The organism is Streptomyces sp. NPDC012466, assembly GCF_042955215.1.
Lineage (GTDB): Bacteria > Actinomycetota > Actinomycetes > Streptomycetales > Streptomycetaceae > Streptomyces.
The window spans coordinates 76669-94786 of sequence record NZ_JBIBEQ010000017.1; the positions used below are offsets into that span (position 1 = coordinate 76669).

An 18118-nucleotide genomic window follows, 5' to 3' on the forward strand; every position below is an offset into this window, starting at 1 on the left:
CATGACGCGGATCCTCATGTTCCCCGGCCAGGGCGCCCAGAGCGTCGGCATGGGCCGGGACCTGTTCGCACGCTTCCCCCACCTGGTGCAGGAGGCCGACGACGTCCTCGGTTACAGCCTGCGCCGGCTCTGCCTGGAGGACCCCGGGGGACAGCTCGGCAACACCCGCTACACCCAGCCCGCCCTCTTCGTCGTGAGCGCCCTGGCCTACCGCGCCCACCTGGAGGAAGGGGGCGACCGGGCGGACCTCGCCGTCGGCCACAGCCTGGGCGAGTACAACGCCCTGCACGCGGCGGGCGCGTTCGGCTTCGCCGACGGGCTGCGGCTCGTCGCCGCACGGGCCGCGGCGATGGCGGACGTCACCGGCGGCGGCATGAGCGCCGTCATCGGCCTGCCCGAGACCCGGCTGCGCTTCCTGCTGCTGCGCGCCGGGTTCGGCTCCCTGGACCTGGCCAACCTCAACACCCCCGGGCAGACCGTGCTCGCCGGGCCGGCCGGCGACCTGGCCGAGGTGGGACCGATCCTGGAGGACGCGGGAGCCCGCATGGTTCGACGGCTCGACGTCAGCGGCCCCTTCCACTCGCGCTACATGGCCCCGGCCGCCGAGCGCCTGGAGCCCCTGGTGCGGGCGACCTCCTTCGGGCCACTGGCGTTCCCGGTGATCGCCAACGCCACCGCCCGCCCCTACGTGCCGGACCACCTCGGCGCGACCCTCCTCCAGCAGATCCACCAGCCGGTGCGCTGGTACGAGACCGTGGAGTCGATCCTCGACGGCACGTACGGGCCCGAGCCCGAGTTCACCGAGATCGGCACCGGCAAGGTGCTCACCGGCCTGCTGCGGCAGATCCGCCGGGAGCGGGACCAGGGCCGGGACCGGGTGCTGACCGGGGCGGGCGCCCGATGAGCGCTGTGCACCCCGACGGCGGGCAGGACACGGTGGGCATCTGGTTCTGTCCCAACGAGGGCCTGGACGAGGCGACCAGCACCCTGCTCGCCCGGCACTGGCTGGACGAGCACGAGCGGGAGACCGCCGGACGGTTCCTCTTCGACCGGGACCGGCGGCAGTACCTCGTCGCCCACTGCCTGGTCCGCCGCGTGCTGTCCCTGGAGACCGGCATTCCGGAGGCCGAGGCCGTCCTCTGGCGGTCCTCACGCGGCCGCCCGTTCCTCCAGACGCCGCCCGGCGGTCTGCCCGGCGGCGGGCGCGAGCTGGACTTCAACCTCTCGCACGCCCACGGCTTCAACGTCGTCGCCGTCACCCGCGACTGCCGCGTCGGCATCGACATCGAGCGCCTCGACCGGGGTGGCGAGCGCGGCTTCGACTGGATCGTGGAGTCCTTCGCCCCGGAGGAGCGCTCCTACCTCGCCGGCCTCACGGCGGGCGGCCGGCGCGACCGGGCCACGCTGCGGCTTTGGACCTTGAAGGAGGCCTACGCCAAGGCCCGCGGGCTCGGCCTCGGGCTGCCGTTCGACTCGTTCGCCTTCGAGCTGGACGAGGAGCAGGGCGTGGTGGGGTTCCGCCCGCCGGACGGCGACAGCGCGGACCGCTGGTGCTTCACCGAACTCGCGCCGCGACCGCAGGTCCTGGTGTCCCTCGCCGTGGAGCGGCGGCCGGACGGTGCCGGACCCCGGCGGATCGAGGTGCACGACGGTTTTCCCTGGGGCCGCGCCGCGCCTCGCGACATCCCGCTGCCCCGGCCGCACCGCGCACTGCCCCCGCGCGCCGGCCGACCCACGATCAAGGAGTTCGTATGACAGCAGTCGAGGAGAAGACCCGCCCCGAGCTCGCCGCGCAGACCTTCCGGGACGCGATGGCCCTGCTGGCCGCGCCGGTCAGCGTGGTCACCGCTCTCGACCCGGACGGACGCCGGCGCGGATTCACGGCCAGCTCGGTCGTCTCCGTCTCGCTGGACCCGCCGCTGATCATGGCGGGTGTGGCGCTGACCTCCAGCTGCCACGCGACGCTGACGACCGCACCGGAGTTCGTGGTCAACGTGCTCGGCGAGCAGCACCGGCACCTCGCGCGGCGCTTCGCGGCCCAGGACGTCGACCGGTTCGCGGGCGGCGGGTTCGCGCCGTGGGAGGGCTCCGGCACGCCGTGTCTGCCGGACGCGGCGCTGCTCGTCCGCTGCCGCACGGCGCGGATCGTCCGCGCCGGCGACCACGACCTGGTGCTCGGCACCCCGGTCGAGTTCCGGCACGGCCCCGAGGCGACCGCTCCGCTGCTCTGGTACCGGCGCGGCTTCCACACCGCGCGCGAGCACCGGGGCTGAGCCGGGCGCCGCAGCGTGCCTACAGGCCCGCCGCGGGGTGCGCGACCAGCCGGTCGAACCGGCGCATCAGCTCCTCCTGCTCCAGGGAGAGCCGCTCGATGCGATGGTGCAGCTGGGCGATCTCCCCGCTCAGGCTCAGTACGGTCGCGTCGGGCCCGGCGCGACCGGCCGGCCCCGGCGGACGGGCCGGCGGTGGTATCGGGTGCACCGAGGCCACCTGGTCGACCACCCCCGGCGCCGCCAGGCCCGGGTCGTGCTGGAGGATCGCGTTCATCCGGCCGCGCAGCGCCGGCCCCGGCTCCACCCCCAGTTCGTGCACCAGGCGCTTGCGGGCCCGGTCGTACACGCTGAGCGCCTCCCCCTGCCGCCCGCACCGGTAGAGCGCCACCATCAGCAGGTCGTAGAACCGCTCCCGCATCGGGTGATCGGTGGTCAGTTCCTCCAGCTCGCCGATGATCTCGTCGTGCCGGGCCGCGCGCAGACTCGCGTCGTACAGGGTCTCCAGAGCGGTCAGCCGGTTCTCCTCCAGCTGCGCCGCCTCGGCCGCGCAGATGTCTCCGCGCACACTGCCCTCCAGCGCCGGGCCCCGCCACAAGGCCAGGGCGCCGCGCAGCAGTTCGGTCGCCTGCTGCGGGTCCTCCGCGGCGGCGGCCCGGCCCCGCGTGGCCAGCTCGTTGAACCGGTCCGCGTCCGTCGTGCTCCGTCCCAGGCGCAGGACGTAGCCGAGCGAGCGCGTCACGATCCACTCGTGGTGCGGCTCGCCCGACCCCGGTTCCGGCACCGGCAGCAGGCGGCGCAGCCGGGCCACGTGCGCCTGCAGCGCGTTCGTCGCGTTGGTGGGCGGGTGTTCCCCCCACAGCTCGTCGATCAGCCGGTGCACCGACACGACGTGCCCGGACTTCACCACGAGCGCGCCCAGCAGGGCGCGTTGCTTGGCGCCCGTCGGAAGGATCCTCAGACCGGTGCGCTCGTCCTGGATCTCCACGGGACCGAGAATGCGGAACTGCATCTGCATCTCTCCCTCGTATCTTCCTCGCGCGTCACGCCGCGCGTCACTCGAACCGGTCGGGATCGGTGAAGCCCAGGGGGAACACCGGCTCCTTGCCCTGAACGAGGTCGGCCAGCACCTCCCCGATGCCCGTGGCGTGCTTGAATCCGTGGCTGCTGCAACCGCCCGCGACGACCAGGCGCGGGTTGCCGCGGGGCCTGCCGATGACGAACTGGCCGTCGGGCGTGCGTGCGTAGATGTTCGCGATGGCCCGCGACGGCTCCCGGCCCACGCCCGGCACCGCCTGCGCCAGCCGGCGCGTGAGCACCGACCAGTCGGCCGGCGAGACGGAGCGGTCCAGGCTTTCGGGGTCCACGACCCTGAAGTGCTTGCCGCCGTCCTCCAGGCCCAGTTTCACCTCGGTGCCGCCCGGCAGCGTGCCGTGACCCCACAGCACGTCCCCGCCGTCCAGTTCCCGCATGAACACGGGCAGCCGCCGCAGCGTGAACCGCTCGTGCGGCGCCTCGGGCGTGAACCACGTGGTGGGCATGCGGACGACCTCCAGCGGCAGGCCGGGCACCAGCTGGTCCAGCCACGGCCCCGCCGTCACCACGACCTGCCCGACGTGCAGGACGCGGCCCGCCGCCGTATGCACCGCAACCCGCGACCTCTCGGTCTCCAGCGCCGTGACCCGCGTGTCGGTGATGACCCGCGCGCCCGCGGCCCGGGCCGCGCCGAGCGCCGCCCGGATCGTCGCCTCCGGCAGCGTCAGGCCGCCCGCGGGCTCGATCACCGCGAGGTGGCCGGGTGACAGGTCCTCGTGCGCCGGACAGCGGCGGCGCAGCGCGTCGCGGTCCACCACCTCGATGTCCAGGCCGTGTTCCCGGGCCGCCCGCAGCGCGCCGCCCACGATCCGGCCGTCCTCGGGACCGATCAGCATCGCGCCGGTCGGCTCGAGCAGCCGGGTGCCGCTCTCCTGCTCCAGCTGCCGCCACAGTGCGCGCGAGCGCTGCGCGAGGGGCACCAGACCGGGGTGCTCCAGGCACGCCGTGCGGAACATCCGGCTCTCACCGTACGAGGAACCGTTGATGTTGGCCGGGCCGTAGCGCTCGACGCCGATCGCGCGGATGCCGCGCCGGGCCAGCTGCCACAGAGCGCTCGCCCCCCAGGCACCGAGACCGACGACGGCTATGTCCGCGTCCGGTCCGCTCACCACGGACTCACCGCCGCCGACAGGGCGGCCGTCGCGTCCCTCTGGATCAGGTCGAGCAGCGGGCGCGGGTCGGCCTGGAAGTAGAAATGCCCGCCCTCGGACATCCGCAGCCCCTGGAAGTGTTCGGCGAACTGCTCCCAGGCCGCGAGGCGCTCAGGCCCCACGACCACGTCCCGCGTGCCGCCGTACACCGCGACCGGCATCGTCAGCGCCGGGGTGCCCGGCAGCGGGCGCCAGCTCTCCACCAGTTTCAGGTCGTTGCGGATCGCGGGGGAGAACATCTCCCACAAATCCGCGTCCCGGAGCACTTCCACGGGCGTGCCGCCCATCGCCGCCAGATGCAGGCGCAGTTCCTCGTCGGGCAGTGCGTGGCGGCGGGTGGCCTCGCCCTGCGGGCGGGGCGCGCCGCGCGCCGACAGACCCAGCCATAGGGGCAGTTCGCGGCCCTCGGCGGCGAGGCGCTGGGCCATCTCGTAGGCGACGAGCGCGCCCATGCTGTGACCGAAGAAGGCGAACGGGCCGGGCCCGTCGGCGGCCAGCCGGCGCAGGAAGAAGCCGGCCAGCTCCCGGGCGTCGTCGATCTGGGGTTCGCCCGTGAGCCGGCCCCGTCCGGGCGCGTCCATGAGCCGGACGTCCCAGTGCGCGGGCAGCAGGCCGGGCCAGTCGCGGTACAGCAGATGGGATCCGCCCGCGTGATGGAAGACGTACAGGCGCAGGGGCTGGTGCGTGCCGTGCATGCCGGCCCCCGTCACGCGGCCACGGCGGCGGGCTCGGCCGCGCCGTCGTGGGTGTCGGCGAAGGCGGGGGCGACCTCGGCGGCGAACAGTTCCATGGCGCGCTCGGCGCGCTCGTAGGGCATGTGTCCGGGATTGAACTGCAGGCTCAGGCAGATGTCCGGGCCGTACCAGCCGCGGATCGTCCCGATCTGCGCGCGCACCTCGTCGGGCGTCCCGGCCAGCACCTTGTGGTCGGCGAGCGCGGTGTCGAAGTCGTAGGCGCGCGCCTTGTCCGCGAACCTCTCATAGCCCGGGTACTGCGCGGAGCGCGCGTCCGCCCAGGAGGCGACGGCGTCCGCCATCATCTCGACGTAGTTGCGCTCGTTGGCCCGGGCGTCCGCGAGGACCACCTCCCGGTCCTCGCCCAGATAGCAGGTGTACTTGATCTGGATGCGGCCCGGGCCCTCGTGGCCCGCGGCGCGGCGCGCGGCGCGATAGGCGGCGGTCATCTCCGTGAGCTGCTCACGGCTGGTCACCGAGGGCACGACCTGGAGGTGGTGTCCCCGGGTGCCGGCCAGCGCACAGGACTCGGCGCTGGTCGCCGACGCGACGAACACCGGCGGGTGGGGGCGCTGGTAGGGCAGGGGGAAACCCGTCACCGGGCCGAACCGGTGCGCCTCACCCTCGAAGCGGACCTCCTCACCGCTCCACAGGGCGACGCACGCCTCGACCACTTCGGTGAAGCGGGTGCGGCTTTGCTCCATGGACACGCCGAACAGGTCGAACTCGTCGGGCAGGAAGCCGCGGCCGAAACCGACGTCGAGGCGGCCGTGCGAGAGGTTGTCGAGAAGCGCGAGGCGCGCCGCCGTCTGGACGGGGTGCGCGAACGACGCGATGACGGCACCGGTGACCAGTCGTATACGGCTGGTGCGGGCCGCGGCGGCGGTCAGGAACACGACCGGATCGGGGCTGTAACCGCCGTACGGGGAGCCGTAGTGCTCGACGGTCTGGACATGTTCAAAATCTAGCGCCTCGGCCAGCTCGACCAGCCGGAGGCTTTCGTCGTAGTAGGTGCTCGCACTCTTCTTCGCCGGGTCGATGACCGGGAAGAAGTTCACGCCGAATTTCATGGGGGCTCCGTCTGGTGATCCGTTTCCGGCTTCCCGGAAAACCATGGAAAGCTCTTCGGCTATCGGACCTTAAGCGGAGCGGGAGCGATCGCGGGGCGGACGCGAGTGCTTCTCAAGGGGCTTTGTGCGCCGCCTCGAGGCCGTGCGGGCCGTCGGCACGCGACATCAGTTCCCACCAGTGGCCGAGCGTGGGCCGGGCCATCAGCTCGGGGAAGCCGACCTCGATACCGCGCCGGTGCCATGCGGAGATCAGCTGCATCGTGCGGATCGAGTCCAAGCCGTGGTCGACCAGGTCATCCTCGTCACCGGGGAGTTCGGACGGGTCGAGCTGCATGGCGCGGGCCACCATCTGACGCAGCAGCTGCTGCGTCAGCGGATCGGCGCCCGCCGGCACATCATGCTTTTCACGGGTATCCATGGAAGGGAAAATAATGGCATTGCGGATCCTGTTGAAGGCAAAGTCGGTGTTCTCTTGGAAAGGGTCAGGTGCGCGTCAGTGCCGTGTCAGGAAGCAGTGCGTGGAGAACTGCTCGAAGGCGGCTGGAGGATGCCGCCGTGAAAGGTCGAGGGCGGCTACGGTTCGTCTCGTTCCACGGTTGTGAGGACGGGACAGGCATACGTTCCGCGGCGCAATATCGACGCTCATCGGATACCGGTACGGAGGAGACCATGAAAATTCGGGTTCTGGGTCCGCTGAGTGCCGACGTCAACGGGATGTCGATCGTTCCGACGGCGGGCAAGCCACGGCAGATCCTCGCACTGCTCGCGCTCTACCCGGGGCGGGTCGTGCCCGTTCCCACGCTCATGGAGGAGATCTGGGGCACCGAACTGCCGCAGAGCGCGCTCACCACGCTGCAGACGTACATCCTCCAACTGCGCCGCAGGCTGGGCACGGCCATGGGTCCGGGCGTGCCGGGCGCCGCCAAGGACGTCCTGGCCACCCGGCACGGCGGCTACCTGCTGCAGATCCCCTCCGAGGCCGTCGACGTGCACGAGTACGAGCGTCTCGTGGCCGAGGGGCAGCAGGCCTCCGACGAGGGCGAGGACGACAGGGCAGCCTTGGCCTACCGCAAGGCGCTCGGCCTGTGGGAGGGCCCCGCGCTGGTCGACGTGCGCGTCGGGCCCATCCTGACGATCGAGGTGATGCGCCTGGAGGAGAGCCGGCTCGTCACCCGTGAGCGCCGCATCGACGCGGATCTGCGGTTGGGCCGCCATGTCGAGGTCATCGCCGAACTCACCGACCTGATCGCCCGTCACCCCCAGCACGAGGGGTTGCACTCGCAGGCGATGGTCGCGCTGTACCGCTCCGGCCGGCAGGCCACGGCGCTCGACGTCTACCACCGGCTGCGGTGCCGCCTCATCGAGGAACTCGGCGTCGAGCCCGCGCCCCAGCTCCAGCGCCTGCACCAGGCGATGCTCGCCGTCGACCCGCAACTCGACATCCCGTGCGGGCCGCGCCGCTCCTCCACCTTCGACCTGTACGCCGCCTGAGGGGGCCGCCCGGTGCCCGCCGCGAAGCCTCCCGGTGGCGGGTTCGAGCCGTTCTCCAGAGAGGTCGGCGAGGCTCGGGTGTCATGGACGTAAGGCTGTACTGCTTCGCGCACGCCGGTGCGGGGGTGTCGAGCTTCGGCCGCTGGCCGCAGCGCTGCGGGCCCGGCGTCGACGTCGTCCCCGTGCTGCTCCCCGGGCGTGAGGCCCGGCGGCGTGAGCCGCGCCCCACCGGACGCGACGAGCTGCTGGACGACCTGCTGGGCGGGATCGCCGACGCCGCCTTTGACGGCCCGTACGTGTTCTACGGGCACAGCCTGGGCGGCATGGTCGCCTACACGCTCGCCCGGGCCCTGCTCGACGCGGGTCTGCCCGGCCCGCGGCTGCTGGCCGTCGGCGGCTCCCCGGCCCCGCACACCGTCGCGCCCGCCGCCGCGACGGACGACATCACCGACGACCAACTGCTGGGCTTCGTCAGTGACATCGGCTCCGCGCCGGACGGGGCGCTCGCCGAGAGGAACAGCGTCTGGCACCGCGCGGTCCTGCCCGTCCTGCGGGACGACCTCAAGCTGGCACGCGCGCTGCGGGCCGCCGCCATGGAGGACGGCGCCCGGGGCCGGCTGCCGGTCCCCGTGCTCGCCGTGGGCGGCAGCCACGACCCCGTGGTCGGGCCGCGGGCACTCGACGGCTGGCAGCGCTGGACCAGCGCCCGCTGCGTGCGCCGCACCGTGCCGGGCGACCACTTCTTCGTACGCGGTCCCGAGCTGCCCCGGCTCATCGGGCGCGCCTGCCGCGTGGCACGCCGCATCGCGCTCGTACCCGAACCTGCTGGAGGACAACTGTGAGGGGCTACCGATGAGACGGGTCGTCATCACCGGCATCGGGGTCGTCGCCCCGGGCGGCGTGGGCACCGGCGCGTTCTGGGAGATGCTGACCGCGGGCCGCACGGCCACCCGCGGCATCACCCTGTTCGACGCCTCCGCGTTCCGCTCGCGCATCGCCGCCGAGGCCGACTTCGACCCGGCCGCCCATGGGTTCACCCCCGGTGAGGCCGCCCGCCTGGACCGGGCCGCGCTGTTCGCCCTGACCTGCGCCCGCGAAGCGGTCGCCGACGCGGGCATCGAGCCCGGCCTGGATCCGGTCCGCACCGGTGTCACCCTCGGCAGCGCGGTCGGCTGCACCACCGGGCTCGACAGCGAGTACGGAGTGGTCAGCGACAACGGCACCAGGTGGGAGGTCGACCACACCAAGGCCGTCGGCCACCTCTTCGACTACTTCGTGCCCAGCTCCATGGCCGCCGAAGTGGCTCGCGCCACCGGCGCGCAGGGTCCCGTCTCGCTCGTCTCCACCGGCTGCACCTCCGGCCTGGACTCCATCGGACACGCCGTCGACCTGATCCGCGAGGGCAGCGCCGACGTCATGATCACCGGGGCCACCGAGGCCCCGATCTCCCCGATCACCGTGGCCTGCTTCGACGCCATCAAGGCGACCAGCCCCCGCAACGACGACCCGGCGACCGCCTCGCGCCCCTTCGACCGCACCCGCAACGGGTTCGTCCTCGGCGAGGGGGCGGCCCTTGTCGTGCTGGAGGAGTTCGAGAGCGCCCGCCGACGCGGCGCCCATGTGTACGCGGAGATCGCCGGATTCGCCGGGCGTTCCAACGCGTACCACATGACCGGACTGCGCTCCGACGGCGAGGAGATGGCCGAGGCCATCCGGGCCGCGCTCGACGAGGCACGCCTGAACCCCACCGACGTCGACTACGTCAACGCCCACGGCTCCGGCACCAAGCAGAACGACCGGCACGAGACCGCCGCGTTCAAACGCTCCCTCGGCGACCACGCGTACCGGACTCCGATCAGCTCGATCAAGTCGATGATCGGGCACTCGCTCGGCGCCATCGGAGCCCTGGAAGTCGCCGCGAGCGCCCTCGCCATCGAACACGACACCGTGCCGCCGACGGCGAACCTCCACGAGGCCGACCCGGCCTGCGACCTCGACTACACCCCGCTCATCGCACGCCGGCAGCGCACCGACACGGTGCTCAGCGTGGGCAGCGGGTTCGGCGGCTTCCAGAGCGCCGTCGTCCTGACCCGGCCGCGACTGAAGGAGGCAGCATGAGCACGGCCACCCTGGAACGCCCGGCCGCCCGGGCCCTCGCGCCGTCCGGCAGGGCGCCCGTCGTCACCGGCGTCGGCGTGGCGGCCCCCAACGGTCTGGGCGCCCAGGCCTGGTGGGCCGCCGTACTGCGCGGCGAGAGCGGGATCCGCCGCCTCACCCGCTTCGACACCTCCGGCTACCCGGTGCGTATCGCCGGCGAGGTGCCCGGATTCGTGGACGAGGACCATCTGCCCAGCCGGCTGCTGTCGCAGACCGACCGGGTCACCAGGCTGTCCCTGGTCGCCGCCAAAGAGGCCCTCGACGACTCCGGAACGGATCCGGCCGACCTGCCCGGCTACGGCGCCGGCGTGGTCACCGCCAGCTCGGCGGGCGGCTTCGAGTTCGGCCAGCGCGAGCTGGAAGCGCTGTGGAGCAAGGGCGGCCGGTACGTCAGCGCCTACCAGTCCTTCGCCTGGTTCTACGCCGTCAACAGCGGCCAGATCTCCATCCGGCACGGGCTGCGCGGCGCCAGCGGAGTCGTGGTGTCCGAACAGGCCGGCGGTCTCGACGCCGTCGCCCACGCCCGCCGCCAGCTCCGCAAGGGCGCGCAGGTCATGGTCACCGGCGGCGTCGACTCGGGGCTGTGCCCCTGGGGCTGGACCGCGCACCTGGCCGGCGGCGGCCTGAGCACGGTCGAGGACCCGGCCACCGCCTATCTGCCGTTCGCCGCCGAGGCGTCGGGGCACGTCGTCGGCGAAGGCGGGGCCCTGTTCGTCCTGGAGGACGCCGCGCTCGCCCGCGCGCGCGGCGCCTGCCCGTACGGCACCGTCGCCGGATACGCCGCCACCTTCGACGGCCCCGGCACCCCCCGCCTCGCCGATGCCGCCCGGCTCGCGCTCGCCGACGCGGGCGTGCGGCCAGACGAGATCGACGTCGTGTTCGCCGACGCGGCGGGCGCCCGCGATGCCGACCGAGCCGAGGCGGCCGCCCTCGCCGAGGTGTTCGGCCCGTACGGCGTCCCCGTCACCGCTCCCAAGTCGATGACCGGCCGCCTGCTGGCCGGCGGCGCCTCGCTCGACCTGGCGGCCGCCCTGTTCGCCGTGCGCGACCAGGTGATCCCACCGACCACCGGCACCGTGCGGCCCGCCGCCGACTGCCCCGTCGACCTGGTCACCGTCCCCCGCACCGGAATACGGCTGCGGCACGCGCTGGTCCTGGCACGCGGACGGGGCGGCTTCAACTCGGCAGCCGTCGTCGGCGCCGCCTGACCGCGCGGCCCCCCGTTGTGGAACGCCCCCGTACCGCCGCTCGAGAAACCGAAAGGGAGAGGCCATGGACCGCCTGGAACTGAGTGATCTGAGGACCCTGCTGCGCGAGTGCGCGGGCGAGGAGGAGGGCGTCGACCTGGACGGCGACGTTCTCGACGTCCCCTTCATGGAACTCGGCTACGACTCGCTCGCGCTCCTGCAGACCACCGGACGCATCGAGCGTGACCACGGCACCACCCTGGACGAGGAGGGGCTCGACGAGGCCGAGACCCCGCGCGACTTCCTCGCCCTGGTCAACCGGGCCCTTGCGGCCAGGACCGTGGGCTGAGGCATGACCGGGCAGGACGACGCCCCGACCGCCACCGCCACCACCGACGTCTGTGTCGTCGGCGCGGGCCCGGCCGGTCTCGCCCTGAGCCTGATGCTGCTGCGCTCCGGCGTACGCGTCACGCTCCTGGAGAAGTCGACCCGTTTCGCACGCGAGTTCCACGGCGAGATCCTGCAACCCGGCGGCCAGCGGATCCTGGACGAACTCGGGGTGCTGGCCGCCGCCCGCGCCCGCGGGGACCGCACCCTGCACGGCTTCCAGGTGCTGGAGGGCGACCGCCTCCTGCTCGACATCGACTACCGGCGGCTTTCCGCCCCGTACGACCGTCTCCTGGCGCTGCCCCAGCGGCACCTGCTGGAGACTCTGCTCGCGGCCTGCCGGGGACTGCCCGGCTTCACCTACCGGGACGGGCACCGGGTCTCGGCGCTGACCGAGGAACACGGCCGGTACACGGGGGCGGTGGCGAGCGGACCGGACGGAAGCCGGCTCGCCGTGCGCGCCCGGGTGGTCGTCGCCGCCGACGGGCGGTTCTCCCGGACCCGCGCGCTCGCCGGCATCGACGCCGGACGCACCGAGGCCTTCGACCAGGACGTGGTGTGGTTCTCGCTGCCCGCCCCCGGCCGGGCGACCGGGCGGGTGCGCATCCACCGCGCGGCCGGTACGGCCGTCCTCGTCCATGACACCCACCCCGACCGGATCCGCGTCGGATGGACGCTGCCGCACCGCTCCTGGCCCGCCGTCGCCGGCCGCGGCATCAGCGCCGTCAAGGACCGGCTCGCCGCGGCCGTACCCCAGTTCGCCGACCTCATCGCCGAGCACCTGACCAGCCGGGCCGATCTGAAACTGCTCGACGTGTTCGCCGCCCGGGCCCCGCAGTGGGCCCGTGACGGGCTCGTGCTCATCGGGGACAGCGCGCACACCCACGGGCCCCTCGGCGCCCAGGGCATCAACCTCGCGTTGCAGGACGCGGCCGTCCTGCACCCCGTCCTCGTGGCGGCGCTGCGGTCCGGCGACGTGTCCCGCGCCCGCCTCACCCGCTTCCAGGAGCTGCGCGCCCCGGCCGCCGACGCGGTGACCCGCGCCCAGCGCCTCCAGGCCAGGGCGTTCTTCGGGACCGCCGGACGCGCCGCGACGCTGGCCCGGGCCGGCGCCGCGAAACTGGTCACCCGGACCCCGATCGGCGCGCGCATCACCGCCGAGGTGGCATACGGCCGCTCACCCGTCCACGTACGGACGGACCTGTTCACGCACCCCATCGCCGAGCCCGTCCTCCTCGACGCGGGTGCCGCCTGCCCCGCGAGCCACGCGCCTCATGCGACACATGCGAGAAAGGTGCACGATGACCACCGCTCCTAGCCTTCGACGCCGCGTCGGCCACCCCACGACACCCGGCGCCGTGTTCCCTCCCCCCACCACGACCGAGGAGGTCGTCCGGGCCGTGGCCGACGCCGCACGCCGGCGGCAGCGCGTCGAGGTCCGCGCCGGCCGGCGCCAGGAGAACCCCGTCGCGGACCCGGAGGCCCGTGCCGTCATCGACCTGAGCGCGATGACCGCCGTCGCCCACGATCCGGCCCGGCGCGCCTTCATGGTCGAGGCCGGCGCGCGCCTGACGGACGTGTACCGGACGCTGTACGAGGGCTGGGGGGTCACCCTGCCGGGCGGCGCCGACGCCGACGCGGTCATCGGCGGGCACGTGACGGCCGGCGGCCATGGCGCCCTCACCCGCTCCTTCGGCCTGGCCGCCGACCACCTCCACGCGATCGAGGTCGTGGTCGTCGACCTCTTCGGGCACGCCCGCGCGGTGGTGGCCACCCGCGAGCGCAACGACCCGCACCGCGACCTGTGGTGGGCCCACACCGGTGGTGGCGGCAACTTCGGGGTGGTCACCCGCTGCTGGTTCCGTTCCCCGGACGCCACCGGCACCGACCCCACGACACTGCTGCCGCGCCCGCCCGGCACCCTGCTGTCCAACGCGGTGATGTTCCCCCGCGCCGGCATGGACCGGGCGGCGTTCCGCCGGCTCGTGCGCAACCACGGGCTGTGGCACGAGCGCAACAGCGGCGCCCACTCCCCGTACGCCGCACTCCACAGCAGCCTCGTCCTGTCCGGCCGGCACGCGCAGAAGGACCCCGGCCACAGCGCGATCGTCAGCACGCACCTCGACGCCACGCTGCCCGACGCCCACGGCATGCTGCGCCGCTACGTCGACGACCTCACCGCCGGGGTCGCGGCCACCGCCCTCGTCAGCGACACGACCACCGCGCCGTGGCTGACCGCGGCGACCGCGCCGCAGGACACCGGCAGCAGCCGCCACCGGACCAAGTCGGCCTATCTGCGGCGCGGCCTCACCGACGAGCAGACCGACGCCCTCCGCACCCATCTGGACGCGGCCGGCGGCTCGGGAACGCTGTCCGTGACCCTCCGGTCCTTCGGCGGCCGTGCCAACACGCTGCCCACCTACGCCACCGCCGGCTCCCACCGCGACTCCGTCCTGGACGCCGCCTTCACGGTCACCTGGCAGGACCCGTCCGTCGACGCCGGCCCTCTCGACCGGCTGCGCCGCTTGTACCGGGACGTGTTCGCCTCGACGGGCGGTGTGCCCGTGCCGGGCGAGGGCGGCAGCGACGGCTGCTGCGCCGACCACCCGGACACCGACCTCGCCGACCCGGCGTGGAACACCTCGGGCGTGCCCTGGCACCGCCTCTACCACAAGCACAACTACCGCCGCCTGCAACGCGTCAAGGCGAAGTGGGACCCGCGCGGCATGTTCCGGCAGGGGCTCGGCATCCGCCCGGCCTAGAAGCGCCCTGCACACCTCGCTCCGGCCGCCCGGCTCGTCGGGGACCGCCTGCCATGCCGGTCGGGACGAACCCGGGCGAGCCGGGCGCGATGTCACGATCCGCGGGACGCTTCCGGGGGAGCACGCCCACGGGTCAGCGCTCGCCCAGCTCCCGCAGCAGTGTCCGCTCCAGGCGGGTCAGCGGCACGTCGGGGCACAGCCGCTCCGGATGGCCCGCGGGCGGCCCGGCGATGGGCGCGTCCGGTGTGTGCGGGCGGCTCGTCTCGCCGGCCAGGTAGACGGTGCCCATGGCGACGAGCCCGGACCACGCCTGCCGCAGCAGGCGAGCCGGCCATCGGCGGCGCTGGCTCATGTGGCTCCCTCGTTCGGTGAACCGGTCGTCCGCAACGGTCTCCGGAATCAGTCGACGTCCGGTCGAGACCCGCTGGTGCCGCGGCGGGCGCCGTCGCCCGTCGCGACGCCCGGCACGCGCTCCGGCCACCCTCCGAAAGCCCGAGCACCTCCAGCAGGAGGGCATCACCGGGCTCGCCCACCGCGCCGCGAGGCGTTCCCAGAAATCCCGACACCCTCGACAGAGGAGAACTTCGTGAGGAGACCGGCCGTGCGCCCCAGTCCCACCCGCCCTGCCCCGGCCGGCCGGGCGACCGAGATCGCCGCAGGCGTGTACGCCTATCTCCAGCCGCCCGGCGGCTGGTGCCTCAACAACGCGGGCCTGCTCGTCTCCGCCGGCGAGAGTGCTCTCGTCGACACCACCGCGACCGAGGTCCGGGCCCGCCATCTGCGCGCCACCGCGCTCGAGCTGAACCCGGCTCCGCCGCGCACCATCGTCACCACGCACTTCCACGGCGACCACGCCTTCGGCAACTTCGTCTTCCCCGAAGCCGTCGTGATCGGCCATGAGCGCACCCGTACCGAGATGCTGGCCGCCGGGCTGCACCTGACGGGCCTGTGGCCGGACGTGGCCTGGGGCGACATCAGGCTCGCGCCGCCCACCGTGACCTACCGCGACGGCCTCAGCCTGCACGTCGGCGCCCTCCGCGCCGAACTGGCCCACGTCGGCCCCGCCCACACCTCGAACGACACCGTGGTCTGGCTGCCCGAGCAGCGGGTCCTGTTCACCGGCGACCTGGTGATGAACGGCGTGACACCCTTCTGCCTCATGGGGTCGATCGCCGGGTCCCGTACGGCGCTGCGAGCGCTGCGCCGATTCGGCGCCACCACCGTCGTACCCGGCCACGGCCCGGTCGGCGGCCCCGAGCTGTTCGACGCCGTCGACGGCTATCTACGGCTGGTGCAGTGCCTCGCCGAGGACGGTCTCCGGGCCGGCCTGACCCCCGTCGAGGCCGCGCACGGCGCACATCTGGGGCCCTACGCGGACCTACTGGACCCGGAGCGGCTCGCCCCGAACCTCCGCCGCGCGTACGCCGAACTGCAGGGGCTGCCCGCCGACGCCCCGCTGCCGATGCCCGAGCGGCAGGCCGCACTCGGCGAGATGATCGAGTTCAACGGCGGGCCGCCCTGCTGTCTGGCCTGAACCGGAACGCCGCGGCTCACACGAGGTCGTCGCGGGTGACCTTGCGCGTCGCCACGAGCAACTGCCCGTCGGCGTCCCGCACCAGCACGTCTTCGCACACACACACCCGGTGCACCCGGGAGGCGCCGCCGACGGCCGAGGCGTAGACGGTGGTGTACGAGCGTACGTCCAGGGCGCCGTCCGGCCGCTCGACAACGTCGAACATGCCCATGAAGTGACGATGCCGCTCGCCCGCCTCGGCCAGCCGCGCCGCGGCGCCCCGGCCGGCGGCGGCCAGCTCGGCACGACCGCGCACCGGCTGCGGCAGTGTCGGCACGTCGAACAGCGCGTCCTCGGTGAAGGTGGCCGCCCACTCCCGCGAGGCGTGGCGGTCCAGGAGCTGCATCTGGTGCGCGTAGAACTGCTGCACCTGCGCGTACAGGGCGGCGAACGCGGCGCCGTGCGGGGCGGTTTCGAGCTGCGTGGTCATGGCCACTCCGTTCGGTGAGGAGCCGCACCGTGCTGTGCGGTGCCGCGCTCCGGCGGGTCCGGTCAGCATCTGTGGCCGGGATCGAGCGGCTTTCGAACATCCCTCAAGCCCCGGCGCCGAGCGTGGTGGGTGACAGCCGGCCAACCCGCCGGCCCGTCAGCCCGTCAGCCCGTCGAAGGGGGCCGCTCGCCGTGCCGCGCTTCACGTACCCGGAACTGCCACTGGACGGACTCCTGCGTCGCGCGGCCGCACGCGCCCCCCGAGCAGCCGCCCTCACGACCGAGCGGGACACCGTCACCTACGGGCAGCTCGACGCCCGCGCCGACCGGATCGCCTCCTTCCTCGCACGGGCGGCGGGCCGCCGGGGCGCGGTGATCGGCGTGGCCAACACCCTCGACACGGTCTTCCCCGCCGCCTACTACGGCGCGAGCCGCGCCGGCGGCACCGTCGCGCTGATCAACCCGCTGCTGAACGACAACGCGCTGCACCACGTCTGCGCCACCGCCCGCGTCGAGATCGCCCTGGTGCCGAGGGCCACCGCCGAGCAGCTGACGAAGCTGCGCGACCGGCTGCCTGCGCTGCGCACGGTCGTCGTCACCGACGCCGACGACGGCACGGTCCCCGCCGACGCCGTGCCCCTGCACGCGGCGCTCGACGGCGTGCCCGACCTGCCGTACGCGGCCGGGGACGGGCCCGAGCCCGGTGCGGTGGCGTGCCTGCAGTTCACGACGGGCACGACCGGACGCCCCAAAGGCGTCCGGCTCACTCACCGCAACCTCGTCGCCAACGCCCACCAGATCGCCCGGGCCCATCGCCTCGGCTCCGGCTCGGTCACCCTCAACCACCTGCCGCTGTTTCACGTGATGCACCTCAACTCGGCGGTGTGCGCGGGTGCTTCACAGATCCTGTGCCGCGACCCGGACCCGGTGGCCTCGCTCGCCGTGGCCGAGCGCGCCGGCGCCACCCATTACTACGGGCTGCCCGCCCGGCTGCACCGGCTGGCCGACGACCCGCGGCTGGCCACCGCCCGCGAGGGCGTCCCCGCGGGCCCGCGGCTGACAGCGGTCCTGTCCGGGGGCACCGCACTGGCTCCCGCGGCTGCCCGCCGCCTGCACCGAGCCCTCGGCGTCCCCGTCGTCCAGGGTTACGGCCTCGCCGAACTCTCCCCGCTCTCGCACACCCAGCGCCCCGGCGACCTGCCGGTGAGCGGCTCCGTCGGCCAGGCACTGCCCGGCACCGCATGCCGCGTCGTGGACCTCGGCTCACGAGCGCCCCTCGGAGTGCGGTCCACCGGGGAGGTGCAGGTGCGCGGCCCGCAGGTCATGGCCGGGTACCTGGACGACGACGGGCCGTCCCCGATCGACGCCGACGGCTGGTTCTCCACCGGGGACGTCGGCTACCTCGACGAGGATGGCCGCCTGTTCCTGGTGGACCGGCTCGGCGACGTCTTCAAGCACGACAACGAGCTCGTGTCGCCGAGCACGGTCGAGCGGATCGTCGAAGACGACCCGAGGGTCGCCGAGTGCGTGGTCGTCGGCCGGCCGGACGCGGTGCACGGCGCCACCGTGTGGGCGGGCGTCGTCCTGCGTGACCCACCCGCCGGAACGCCGGACCCCGTTCTCGACTCGATCGCCGCGCACGCCAACCGGCGCCTCGCACCGTTCGAGCGCATCCGCACGATCGAGGCCCTGGACGCCGTGCCCCGCACCCCCACCGGGAAGCCCGAACGGCAGGTACTGCGACGCCGCTTGCGCTCCGGCGCACAGCCCGCGGCCGCGGCCTGAACCACCCGCCGCCCCGCCTCGTCCCGC

General features: G+C 73.8%; 19 protein-coding genes. 12 read left to right on the plus strand and 7 right to left on the minus strand.

The annotated features are described in order from the left end of the window. Position 1 precedes the first annotated feature (1 nt). The 3 genes from fabD to ACFY9E_RS38815 are packed head-to-tail and all read left to right on the plus strand — an operon-like array spanning position 2 to position 2273. The gene (gene fabD, locus ACFY9E_RS38805) at positions 2–904 is read left to right on the plus strand and encodes an ACP S-malonyltransferase (protein WP_390993109.1); all 903 of its coding nucleotides are present in this window, start codon (positions 2–4) and stop codon (positions 902–904) included. Beyond that, complete coding sequence (locus ACFY9E_RS38810) at positions 901–1755, plus strand: 4'-phosphopantetheinyl transferase superfamily protein (RefSeq protein WP_390993112.1); 855 nt, start codon at positions 901–903, stop codon at positions 1753–1755. The genes fabD and ACFY9E_RS38810 overlap by 4 nt, the downstream gene beginning before the upstream one ends. Beyond that, positions 1752–2273: a flavin reductase gene (locus ACFY9E_RS38815; RefSeq protein WP_390993115.1), complete on the plus strand. Its 522-nt coding sequence runs from the start codon at positions 1752–1754 to the stop codon at positions 2271–2273. Before ACFY9E_RS38810 ends, ACFY9E_RS38815 begins: the two co-directional genes overlap by 4 nt. 19 nt (positions 2274–2292) lie before the next feature. On the opposite strand, the gene ACFY9E_RS38820 is transcribed toward ACFY9E_RS38815, so the two are convergent. The 5 genes from ACFY9E_RS38820 to ACFY9E_RS38840 form a co-directional block, all read right to left on the minus strand. Continuing rightward, positions 2293–3282 (minus strand): BTAD domain-containing putative transcriptional regulator, encoded by a 990-nt coding sequence (locus ACFY9E_RS38820; RefSeq protein ID WP_390993118.1) that lies wholly within the window; start codon positions 3280–3282, stop codon positions 2293–2295. A gap of 43 nt (positions 3283–3325) precedes the next feature. Then, a complete protein-coding gene (solA, locus tag ACFY9E_RS38825; RefSeq protein ID WP_390993120.1) occupies positions 3326–4474 on the minus strand; it encodes an N-methyl-L-tryptophan oxidase in 1149 nt (382 codons plus the stop codon). Next, positions 4471–5211 carry an alpha/beta fold hydrolase gene (locus tag ACFY9E_RS38830; protein ID WP_390993121.1) on the minus strand — a complete coding sequence of 247 codons (741 nt, stop codon included), beginning with the start codon at positions 5209–5211 and terminating at the stop codon, positions 4471–4473. Before ACFY9E_RS38830 ends, solA begins: the two co-directional genes overlap by 4 nt. An 11-nt stretch (positions 5212–5222) precedes the next feature. Beyond that, positions 5223–6320 carry an LLM class flavin-dependent oxidoreductase gene (locus ACFY9E_RS38835; RefSeq protein WP_390993123.1) on the minus strand — a complete coding sequence of 366 codons (1098 nt, stop codon included), beginning with the start codon at positions 6318–6320 and terminating at the stop codon, positions 5223–5225. Between the two features lie 112 nt (positions 6321–6432). Next, entirely contained in the window at positions 6433–6738 is a 306-nt protein-coding gene (locus tag ACFY9E_RS38840; RefSeq protein WP_390993125.1) for a phosphopantetheine-binding protein, read from the minus strand. Positions 6739–6989: 251 nt separating this feature from the next. Between ACFY9E_RS38840 and ACFY9E_RS38845 the strand changes: the two genes are divergently transcribed. From ACFY9E_RS38845 to ACFY9E_RS38875, 7 genes are all read left to right on the plus strand, one after another. Then, positions 6990–7811, plus strand: coding sequence for a BTAD domain-containing putative transcriptional regulator (locus ACFY9E_RS38845; protein WP_390993126.1), 822 nt, complete (start codon positions 6990–6992; stop codon positions 7809–7811). An 83-nt stretch (positions 7812–7894) separates the two neighbouring features. Continuing rightward, complete coding sequence (locus ACFY9E_RS38850; RefSeq protein ID WP_390993127.1) at positions 7895–8653, plus strand: alpha/beta fold hydrolase; 759 nt, start codon at positions 7895–7897, stop codon at positions 8651–8653. Positions 8654–8663: 10 nt separating this feature from the next. Next, a complete protein-coding gene (locus ACFY9E_RS38855) occupies positions 8664–9929 on the plus strand; it encodes a beta-ketoacyl-ACP synthase II (RefSeq protein WP_390993129.1) in 1266 nt (421 codons plus the stop codon). Then, positions 9926–11176, plus strand: coding sequence for a beta-ketoacyl synthase N-terminal-like domain-containing protein (locus ACFY9E_RS38860; protein WP_390993130.1), 1251 nt, complete (start codon positions 9926–9928; stop codon positions 11174–11176). The genes ACFY9E_RS38855 and ACFY9E_RS38860 overlap by 4 nt, the downstream gene beginning before the upstream one ends. Positions 11177–11240: 64 nt before the next feature. Continuing rightward, positions 11241–11504 carry a phosphopantetheine-binding protein gene (locus ACFY9E_RS38865; protein WP_390993132.1) on the plus strand — a complete coding sequence of 88 codons (264 nt, stop codon included), beginning with the start codon at positions 11241–11243 and terminating at the stop codon, positions 11502–11504. A 3-nt stretch (positions 11505–11507) separates the two neighbouring features. Further along, positions 11508–12860, plus strand: a complete 1353-nt coding sequence (locus tag ACFY9E_RS38870; protein WP_390993135.1) for an FAD-dependent monooxygenase — start codon at positions 11508–11510, stop codon at positions 12858–12860. Next, positions 12844–14304, plus strand: a complete 1461-nt coding sequence (locus ACFY9E_RS38875) for an FAD-binding protein (protein ID WP_390993137.1) — start codon at positions 12844–12846, stop codon at positions 14302–14304. The genes ACFY9E_RS38870 and ACFY9E_RS38875 overlap by 17 nt, the downstream gene beginning before the upstream one ends. 133 nt (positions 14305–14437) lie before the next feature. On the opposite strand, the gene ACFY9E_RS38880 is transcribed toward ACFY9E_RS38875, so the two are convergent. Next, the gene (locus ACFY9E_RS38880) at positions 14438–14656 is read right to left on the minus strand and encodes a DUF6059 family protein (RefSeq protein ID WP_390993140.1); all 219 of its coding nucleotides are present in this window, start codon (positions 14654–14656) and stop codon (positions 14438–14440) included. Positions 14657–14905: 249 nt separating this feature from the next. Between ACFY9E_RS38880 and ACFY9E_RS38885 the strand changes: the two genes are divergently transcribed. After that, positions 14906–15838 (plus strand): MBL fold metallo-hydrolase, encoded by a 933-nt coding sequence (locus ACFY9E_RS38885; RefSeq protein WP_390993143.1) that lies wholly within the window; start codon positions 14906–14908, stop codon positions 15836–15838. Positions 15839–15854: 16 nt separating this feature from the next. Here ACFY9E_RS38885 and ACFY9E_RS38890 read toward each other — a convergent pair whose 3' ends face one another. Then, entirely contained in the window at positions 15855–16307 is a 453-nt protein-coding gene (locus tag ACFY9E_RS38890; protein WP_390993145.1) for a nuclear transport factor 2 family protein, read from the minus strand. Positions 16308–16498: 191 nt separating this feature from the next. Here ACFY9E_RS38890 and ACFY9E_RS38895 point away from each other — a divergent pair, with 191 nt between their 5' ends. After that, a complete protein-coding gene (locus tag ACFY9E_RS38895) occupies positions 16499–18091 on the plus strand; it encodes an AMP-binding protein (RefSeq protein ID WP_390993148.1) in 1593 nt (530 codons plus the stop codon). Positions 18092–18118: the final 27 nt, after the last annotated feature.

Bases quoted from the DNA above. Each gene is read 5' to 3' on its own strand.
- ACFY9E_RS38880 (WP_390993140.1), bottom strand. From the start codon at position 14,656: ATGAGCCAGCGCCGCCGATGGCCGGCTCGCCTGCTGCGGCAGGCGTGG.
- fabD (WP_390993109.1), top strand. From the start codon at position 2: ATGACGCGGATCCTCATGTTCCCCGGCCAGGGCGCCCAGAGCGTCGGC.
- ACFY9E_RS38870 (WP_390993135.1), top strand. From the start codon at position 11,508: ATGACCGGGCAGGACGACGCCCCGACCGCCACCGCCACCACCGACGTC.
- ACFY9E_RS38840 (WP_390993125.1), bottom strand. From the start codon at position 6,738: ATGGATACCCGTGAAAAGCATGATGTGCCGGCGGGCGCCGATCCGCTG.
- ACFY9E_RS38820 (WP_390993118.1), bottom strand. From the start codon at position 3,282: ATGCAGTTCCGCATTCTCGGTCCCGTGGAGATCCAGGACGAGCGCACC.
- ACFY9E_RS38860 (WP_390993130.1), top strand. From the start codon at position 9,926: ATGAGCACGGCCACCCTGGAACGCCCGGCCGCCCGGGCCCTCGCGCCG.
- ACFY9E_RS38815 (WP_390993115.1), top strand. From the start codon at position 1,752: ATGACAGCAGTCGAGGAGAAGACCCGCCCCGAGCTCGCCGCGCAGACC.
- ACFY9E_RS38865 (WP_390993132.1), top strand. From the start codon at position 11,241: ATGGACCGCCTGGAACTGAGTGATCTGAGGACCCTGCTGCGCGAGTGC.
- ACFY9E_RS38850 (WP_390993127.1), top strand. From the start codon at position 7,895: ATGGACGTAAGGCTGTACTGCTTCGCGCACGCCGGTGCGGGGGTGTCG.
- ACFY9E_RS38835 (WP_390993123.1), bottom strand. From the start codon at position 6,320: ATGAAATTCGGCGTGAACTTCTTCCCGGTCATCGACCCGGCGAAGAAG.
- ACFY9E_RS38855 (WP_390993129.1), top strand. From the start codon at position 8,664: ATGAGACGGGTCGTCATCACCGGCATCGGGGTCGTCGCCCCGGGCGGC.
- ACFY9E_RS38830 (WP_390993121.1), bottom strand. From the start codon at position 5,211: ATGCACGGCACGCACCAGCCCCTGCGCCTGTACGTCTTCCATCACGCG.
- ACFY9E_RS38810 (WP_390993112.1), top strand. From the start codon at position 901: ATGAGCGCTGTGCACCCCGACGGCGGGCAGGACACGGTGGGCATCTGG.
- ACFY9E_RS38890 (WP_390993145.1), bottom strand. From the start codon at position 16,307: ATGACCACGCAGCTCGAAACCGCCCCGCACGGCGCCGCGTTCGCCGCC.
- ACFY9E_RS38875 (WP_390993137.1), top strand. From the start codon at position 12,844: ATGACCACCGCTCCTAGCCTTCGACGCCGCGTCGGCCACCCCACGACA.
- ACFY9E_RS38845 (WP_390993126.1), top strand. From the start codon at position 6,990: ATGAAAATTCGGGTTCTGGGTCCGCTGAGTGCCGACGTCAACGGGATG.